The 6,887-nt window shown below is 64.8% G+C and carries 9 protein-coding genes; 2 read left to right on the top strand and 7 right to left on the bottom strand.

Going from position 1 to position 6,887, the window contains the following annotated elements; translation table 11 throughout:
* Positions 1–148: 148 nt before the first annotated feature.
* A complete protein-coding gene (locus tag Q0J74_RS09625; RefSeq protein WP_297213941.1) occupies positions 149–1,057 on the bottom strand; it encodes a LysR family transcriptional regulator in 909 nt (302 codons plus the stop codon).
* Positions 1,058–1,153: 96 nt separating this feature from the next.
* Between Q0J74_RS09625 and spoIIID the strand changes: the two genes are divergently transcribed.
* Positions 1,154–1,405 carry a sporulation transcriptional regulator SpoIIID gene (gene spoIIID / locus Q0J74_RS09620; RefSeq protein WP_297213938.1) on the top strand — a complete coding sequence of 84 codons (252 nt, stop codon included), beginning with the start codon at positions 1,154–1,156 and terminating at the stop codon, positions 1,403–1,405.
* A 31-nt stretch (positions 1,406–1,436) separates the two neighbouring features.
* Here the strand turns inward: spoIIID and Q0J74_RS09615 are convergent, their stop codons facing one another.
* From Q0J74_RS09615 to Q0J74_RS09590, 6 genes are all read right to left on the bottom strand, one after another.
* Positions 1,437–1,796 carry a hypothetical protein gene (locus Q0J74_RS09615; RefSeq protein ID WP_297213935.1) on the bottom strand — a complete coding sequence of 120 codons (360 nt, stop codon included), beginning with the start codon at positions 1,794–1,796 and terminating at the stop codon, positions 1,437–1,439.
* A gap of 251 nt (positions 1,797–2,047) precedes the next feature.
* Complete coding sequence (locus Q0J74_RS09610) at positions 2,048–3,403, bottom strand: MATE family efflux transporter (RefSeq protein WP_297213933.1); 1,356 nt, start codon at positions 3,401–3,403, stop codon at positions 2,048–2,050.
* Between the two features lie 99 nt (positions 3,404–3,502).
* Complete coding sequence (locus tag Q0J74_RS09605; RefSeq protein ID WP_297213929.1) at positions 3,503–4,258, bottom strand: Rossmann-like domain-containing protein; 756 nt, start codon at positions 4,256–4,258, stop codon at positions 3,503–3,505.
* Positions 4,255–5,058 carry an ABC transporter permease gene (locus Q0J74_RS09600; protein ID WP_297213926.1) on the bottom strand — a complete coding sequence of 268 codons (804 nt, stop codon included), beginning with the start codon at positions 5,056–5,058 and terminating at the stop codon, positions 4,255–4,257. Before Q0J74_RS09600 ends, Q0J74_RS09605 begins: the two co-directional genes overlap by 4 nt.
* The gene (locus Q0J74_RS09595) at positions 5,042–5,878 is read right to left on the bottom strand and encodes a substrate-binding domain-containing protein (RefSeq protein WP_297213924.1); all 837 of its coding nucleotides are present in this window, start codon (positions 5,876–5,878) and stop codon (positions 5,042–5,044) included. Before Q0J74_RS09595 ends, Q0J74_RS09600 begins: the two co-directional genes overlap by 17 nt.
* Before the next feature lie 43 nt (positions 5,879–5,921).
* Positions 5,922–6,599, bottom strand: a complete 678-nt coding sequence (locus Q0J74_RS09590; RefSeq protein ID WP_297213921.1) for a Crp/Fnr family transcriptional regulator — start codon at positions 6,597–6,599, stop codon at positions 5,922–5,924.
* Positions 6,600–6,734: 135 nt separating this feature from the next.
* Here Q0J74_RS09590 and Q0J74_RS09585 point away from each other — a divergent pair.
* Positions 6,735–6,887 (top strand): GTPase (locus Q0J74_RS09585; protein WP_297213944.1); only part of this gene is annotated, 153 nt, incomplete at its 3' end.

The following is a 6,887-nucleotide window of genomic DNA, read 5'->3' as shown; positions in this document are numbered from 1 at the left end:
AATAAAATAACATAGTCCAAACCTAAAGAAAACTTTTCTTTTATTATGTTTCCATAATCTTTTCTAATGGAATAAACCGAAACGGCCGCACCCCGCCCAACAAGACGGGATGCGGCCTAAAAAGTTCTGATTTTTCTCCGGAAAGAATTTATTGCCCGGACAATTCCAAGAAAACCTGTCGGAATTCCTCCTCAAATACGCTGTCTTTCCGCCACAGGAAGGTGAACTCGTGGGAGATGCGGAAATCGGCCAGTTCCACCTGGCGGATGGAGCCGTCGGCCAGCTCCCGCTCCACCGCCTTGCGGTAGAGAAAGGTAATGCCGCGGCCCCGCTTGACCAGCTCCTTGATGACAAACAGATCGCTGATCTCGGTGATGTGCCGGAAATCGGACAGGTGGTGGTTCATCCCCTCCAGGGCTTTCACCAGCACATCCCGGGTGCCGGAGCCGTCGTTGCGCAGAAGGAGGACCTGGTCAAGCAGCTCCCCCAGGTGGAGGGGACCGGCGGGCAGGGGGTAGTCCGCCCCACATACGCAGATGTAGGGCTCGTGAGACCAGAGGATGAAGTCGTACTCGCTCTTGTGAAAGTAGCCCTCCACCACCGCAAAATCCAGCTCTCCCTCGTTGAGCCGCCGCAGCAGGCGCTTGGTGTCCTCCACCACCATCTGAATGTGGGTGTCGGGGTGGCGGGCCATGTAGTCCGCCACCCGCTCCGGCAGCAGGTACTCCCCGATGGTGAGGGTGGCGCCGAAGCGGATGGAGCGCCGGCCCGCCTTCAGATCCAGCATGTCCCGCTTCAGCTTTTCCTCGTCATGGCGCATGGTGCGGGCGGCCCGGAGCAGCAGCTCCCCCTCCGGAGTGAGGGTGAGCTGCTTGCTGCGGTAGATGAACAGCCGCACCCCGTAATAGTGCTGCAAATACTGGATGTGCTGGGTCACCGCCGGCTGGGTGATGTTCAGCTGTTCCGCCGCCCGGGTGTAGTTTCCCCACCGGCACACCTCCAGAAAGGTGTCCATCCGAAAGTCCAGCACCACGCTCCCCCCTTCCCATGATCCCATATTATACCCCTCTTTTCCCCCGGGGGGAAGGGGCATTTCCCGGGGCGGGGGCGCATATACATGCCCCGTGAGAAACATTGCGGGGAGTGTTGCTGTGTGAAAGAGAGCATTGAGGAGCGGGCCTGCCGGCTGGCGCTTTACATCATAGAGAAAAAGGCTACGGTGCGCGGCGCGGCCAAGCGGTTTGGAATCAGCAAGTCCACCGTACACAAGGACTTGAGCGAGCGGCTGCCCGCCTTCAACCGCACCCTCTACCTCCAGGTCAAGCAGGTGCTGGAGCAAAACAAGGCAGAGCGGCACATCCGGGGCGGCATTGCCACCCGGAACAAATACCGCGGCGGGACCTAGGTCCCGCCGCGGCCTGTCTGTAGCGCCGGTCTCACCCCAGCAGCACGCCCAGCGCGGCCAGAGCGGTAAAGAACACCACCGCCGCCGAGGCGCACAAATCCGCCGCCAGCCAGAGGGAGCGGCGGGCCTGACAGCTGGCGGAGCCTTCCGCCCGGGGCTCGGCTTCCACCCGGGGGTCGGCCTGCGTCCGGCGGGCGGGCGGCGTCTGGGCGGCGGCCCGTTCCTCCAGCGCCCGGCGGCAGGCCGCAAAATCCAGCACCGTTCCCGCCGCCGGGGCGGGGGCGGTCTGCCGGGGCAGCACCACGCAGCGGAGCCCCTCCCCGCCGGACACCTTCCGCGCACCTCCGGAGGTGATGCGGGCGGCGTTCAGATGATAATAAATGGTCTCCATGGCGATCCCTCCTGCTCATCCCTTTGATAAGCACAGTCTCCCACATCCGCGGTCCCATAGAACGGACTTAAGCTCCGTTTATCCACATAGACGGCCCGAAGGGTGGAAAAGTTCCCTGTAATAGCAGAACCTATGTTCGAGTCCAGTATACAACATATGTTCGAGCTTTGCAAGAGAGAATTTGGGACAAAAGCCCCTGAAACCGGACACCGGCCGGAAAAGACGCGCCGTCTTTTCCGACCGGTTCAAGGTTACAGGGGACCTTTCGGCGGGGTGAGCCACTTGCCGAAGCGGTAGTAGAGCAGCAGGGCCACCGAGGTGGCGGCCCAGGTAATGGGATAGCTGGCCTCCACCATTTCAATGGTGTGGTGGACAGGCACCACGGCGAACAGCCACACCAGCCGCAGCCCGCACACGCCGAAGACCGTGATGAGGGTGGGGACCAGGGACCGGCCCGCCCCCCGGATGGCGCCGGAGAGCAGCTCGATCAGGATGTAGGTGATGTAGCAGGGGGTGAGGAAGCGGACCATGGTTACCCCGATCTCCAGCACATCGTGGTCGGGGGTGAAAATGGAGAGGATGGGCCGGGCGAAGAGTACCATCACGGTGCTGAGGGCCAGGGTAATGAGGGCGCTCATACCCACCGATACCAGCACGCCCTTTTTCAGCCGGTCGTACTTGCCGGCGCCGTAGTTCTGCCCGGCAAAGGTGGTCACCGACTGGGACATGGCGGTGATGGTCATCCAGAAGATCACGTCCATCTTGCCGTAGGCGGTCCAGGCGGCCACGGCGTCGGTGCCGAAGGAGTTGATGGCGGCCTGAATCACCAGGTTGGAGGAGCTGTACATCACGGATTGCAGGGCGGTGGGGATCCCCACCCGGAGGATGGAGCGCAGGGGTTGGGGATGGACCGTGAGGGACCTGGGGAAGAGCTGGAAGGAGGCGCCGTGGGCCCGGGTGAGGGAGAGCACCACCAGCACCGCCGAGAGCAGCTGGGAGGCCACCGTGGCGATGGCCACCCCCAGCACCTCCAGCCGGAACCCCACCACCAGCACCAGGTCCAGCACAATGTTGCACAGGGAGGCGGCTATGAGGAAGTACAGGGGCCGGCGGGAGTCCCCCACCGCCCGCAGCACCGCCGTACCCATGTTGTACACCAGATTGGGGACCATTCCCAGAAAGTACACCCGCAGATAGAGAATGGCCCCGGGCAGGGCATCCTGGGTGGTGTTCATGGCCCGCAGCGCCCAGGGGGTGAGCAGGAAGCCCACGACCATAAAGAAGACGCCCATGAGCAGGGACAGCAGCATGACGGTGTGGACGCTTTTGTGTACCTCCTCCCCCATCCGCGCCCCGTAGCGCTGGGCGATGACCACCACCGCGCCGGCGGCCAGACCGGTGAAGATGCCCACCGTCAGGTTGACAATCACGCCGGTGGAGCCCACCGCCGCCAGGGCGGTCTTGCCCACGAACCGGCCCACCACCACCGTGTCCACCGTATTGTAAAGCTGCTGGAAAAAGGTGCCGAACCACAGGGGAAAGAAGAAGGCGAGCAGCTGCTTCCAGATGACGCCCCGGGTGATGTCCCCCGTCTGACCCAGCCGCATGGAGATCCCTCCCAAACCAAAAAAATGGTGCGCCCCCCCCCGCCGGGGGGCCGCACCAAGATTCTACACGGTTTTCTTCGGAAAGGCAAGGGGCGGGGCCTATTCCGCCCGCCGGCTTTCGTCGGCAAAGCACATCCGCTTCAGCCCCAGAATGGGGGCGGCCCCCGACAGGGTGGTGCCAAAGAACACCACCTCTTTCTCCAGCCCCAGGTAGTCCACAAGGGTGCCGTTGCACAGGGTGCTGCCGGTACACAGCACCAGCTCCGCCCAGTCCAGCACCGCCTGCCGGTCCCTGCGCCCGTCCAGCACCGGGCAGCCGTCCTTCACCTTGCCGATGTTGTCCGGATTCAGGTCCAGCACCTTTAGGGGAAAGCGCTGGCCCAGCGCCCCGATGAGGGCGGGCTGGAAGCCCACCAGAGCGATCCGGGGGGCGCCGTAGGTCTCCGCCACCCAGTCCGCCATATGGCGGGCGCAGAACTCCGGCCCGCCGTCCTTACAGTGTACGGTGTTGTCCGCCCGGCCCAGGCGGGCCATGACGGCGTTGAGCACCGCTATAAACAGCCCCCGGCTGTGGTCGTCCCCCTCCAGGTCCAGATCCAGCACCTCCGCCAGCCGGCCCTGGAAGGCTACGGGGGCGTCGGTAAAGGCCTGACCCCTGGCCCCCTGGAAGTCGGCCATGAGCATGACCTCCCTGCCGGAGAGGATGGGGTAGTCGGTGCGGCCGGGGCGGCCGATGGCCTCCTCCGGGGTGAGGCCCCGGGCGGAGACGGTGACCGCTTCCCCGGTGAGCCCCCCCTCAGCCAGGGCGGCGGCCAGGGCGGTGCGCAGGGTGGCATAGAGCTGTGCTGTAGTCATGACAAATCTCCTCCTAGCTTCTCCGCCAGGCGGCTCACCCCCTGGACTGCCAGGGAGAGCAGCAGCAGCAGCAGGGCCGCCGCCAGGGCCATGCCGTTGTCGCCGGTGGAGATATTCAGGTAGATGCTGGCGGGCAGGGTTTCGGTTTTCAGCCGGGTGACCCCCACCAGCATCAGGGTGGCCCCAAACTCCCCCATGCCCCGGCTCCAGGCCAGCAGGGCGGCGGAGAGCAGGGCGGGGCGGCACAGGGGCAGGGTGATGTACCGGAAGGCCTGGAAGCGGGAGGCCCCCAGGGTTTGGGCGGTGAGGGGCAGCTCCGGGTCGATCTGAGCAAAGGCCTGAGCGGCCAGATGGATCACAAAGGGCAGGTTGAGCAACAGGTGGACCGCCACAATCCCCTTGGGGTCGAACACCACCCGCAGCCCCATCTCCCGCAGGGCCTTGCCCACGGGGGAGGAAAACAGAGTGAGCAGGCACAGACCCAGCACCAGGCAGGGCAAAGAGAGGGGCAGCTCCAGCAGGGCCTGGACCCACCGCCGGCCGGGGAGCCTGGTGCAGGCCAGCAGGTAGGCGCAGGGAATGCCCAGCAGCAGGCACAGGGCGGTGGACAGGGTGGTGGTCCACAGGCTCAGGCCCACGGCGAAGCGGATCTCCCCGTCGGCCAGCGCCCGGCCCAGATGGGGCAGGCCCCCCGCCACCACCCCCCACAAGCTGGCCGCCACGTAGAGGCTCACCGCCAGCAGGATTCCCAGAAAGGCCCGCTCAAAGGGCTTGAGGGGGCGGTTATTCCGCCAGCTCATAGCCGTAGCTGGTCCAGATATCCCAGGCGGTCTGGCTGTTTAAAAATGCGGAAAAGGCGTCGGCGGCCGCCTCGTCGGCGGAGCAGGTGAGCCGGGCGGCGGGAATGGTCTTGATGTAGGCCTCCATCTCGGGGCAGTCCACAATCTCCCCCTGCTGGTCGTTCACGTTCTCCTTCCACACAAGGATGGCGTCGCACTCGTCGGCGGCCAGCGCGGTGGTCATGGCGGGGGCGGTGGCGGTGTTGGACAGGATGTTCACCGTGTCGGAGATCCCAAAGTCCGCAAAGACCTGCACGGCGATTTTGCCGATGGGGGTGGCCTCCGGGTCACCGATTACCACCCGCACCCCCTCCCCCGCCAGGTCGGCGGGGCCGGTGATGCCAAGGGGATTGCCGATCTGTACCGCGATCACCGGGATGTGGCGCACCAGGGGGGTGGAGGACTCCACCAGCTCAGCCACCGGCTTTACCTCCTGCTCGGAGCCGGCGATAAAGAAGTCCCCCTCCTGAGCGGTGTTGATCTGGGTCTGAATCTGGGCGGCGTTGGCGTAGCTCACCTCCACCACGCAGCCGGTCTGGTCCTGGAAGGCTTGGGCAATCTGGGCAAAGGGGTCCTTCATTCCCGCGCCGCAGAAGATCATCAGGGTGTGTCCCGTAAGATCCGCCGGGGCGGTCTCCTCCACCGGCGCGGGGGCGGTCTCCGCCGGGGCGGCGGGAGTGGCCGGGGCGGCGGGGGTGGTCTCCGCCGGGGCGGCGGGGGAACAGCCCGCCGCCAGCAGGGCCAGCAGCAGAGCGGCGAGCAGGGGCAGCGTTTTCTTCATGACAAACACCTCCATGGTTTGCCCTGAGTATACCAGAACCGCCCTAGTTCGTATGTTGTCCAGACAACTTTTCCGGGAAAAGGGTGAAGTGATTTTTCCGGAAGGTGAGCACCCCCTCCCGCTCCAGCTCCTTCAGGGTGTGGGAGAGCACGGAGCGGTTGAGGCAGAGGTAGTTGGCCATGGCCTCCCGGTCAAAGGGGATGTAAAAGCTGGGGCAGTCCGCCCGGCTGGCCTGGGCGGTGAGGTATTTTAAAATCCGCTGCCTGGCGCTTTTCACCGACAGCGCGTCGATCTTGTAGTATTTTTTCATGTTCTGATTGGCGGCAAAGACCAGCAGATTGCCCAGCAGGGCCAGCCGCAGCCCGGCGGGCAGGGCCGGATCATCCAGCCGGTCCCTGGGAATGGACCAGGTGGCGCAGGCCTCCAGAGTGTAGACGGCGTAGGGGCTGGTGCGCCTGGGGGTACAGGCCACCTCCCCCGCCACCAGAAACCCGGGGCGCAGGTGCTGATAGAGAAATTCCCCGCCGTCGGCATCCAGCCGGACCGCCCGCATGGCGCCGGTGAGCAGCACCTCCAGCCGGTCCACCTGCTCCCCCTCCTGAACCACCCACGCCTGGGGGGCATAGTCCCGCACCCGGCCCCCCAGCAGGGGCGCCGTCTCCCCCGGGTCCAGTCCCCGGAACAGCACGCAGCGCCCCAACACGTCCAAATGCGCCTCCATCTCCGCACCCCCTTGAGGGAAGGATAGCACGCAGGCAAATCTTTTGCAACCGCCCGCTGCCCCGCCGCCCCTTGTTTTTTCCCGGGCAATGGGATATAATATTCCGGCAATATGCCAAAAGAGGGGATTTGAACCATGAAGTTAGGGATTGTGGGACTTCCAAATGTTGGAAAGAGTACCCTGTTTAACGCCATTACCAACGCCGGCGCAGAGAGCGCCAACTACCCCTTCTGCACCATTGACCCCAATGTGGGGGTGGTGGCGGTGCCGGACGCCCGGCTGGACGCC

The sequence above is a fragment of the uncultured Flavonifractor sp. genome (genome assembly GCF_944387675.1).
Classification (GTDB): domain Bacteria; phylum Bacillota; class Clostridia; order Oscillospirales; family Oscillospiraceae; genus Flavonifractor.
This window is presented reverse-complemented; position numbering and strand designations above follow the sequence as displayed.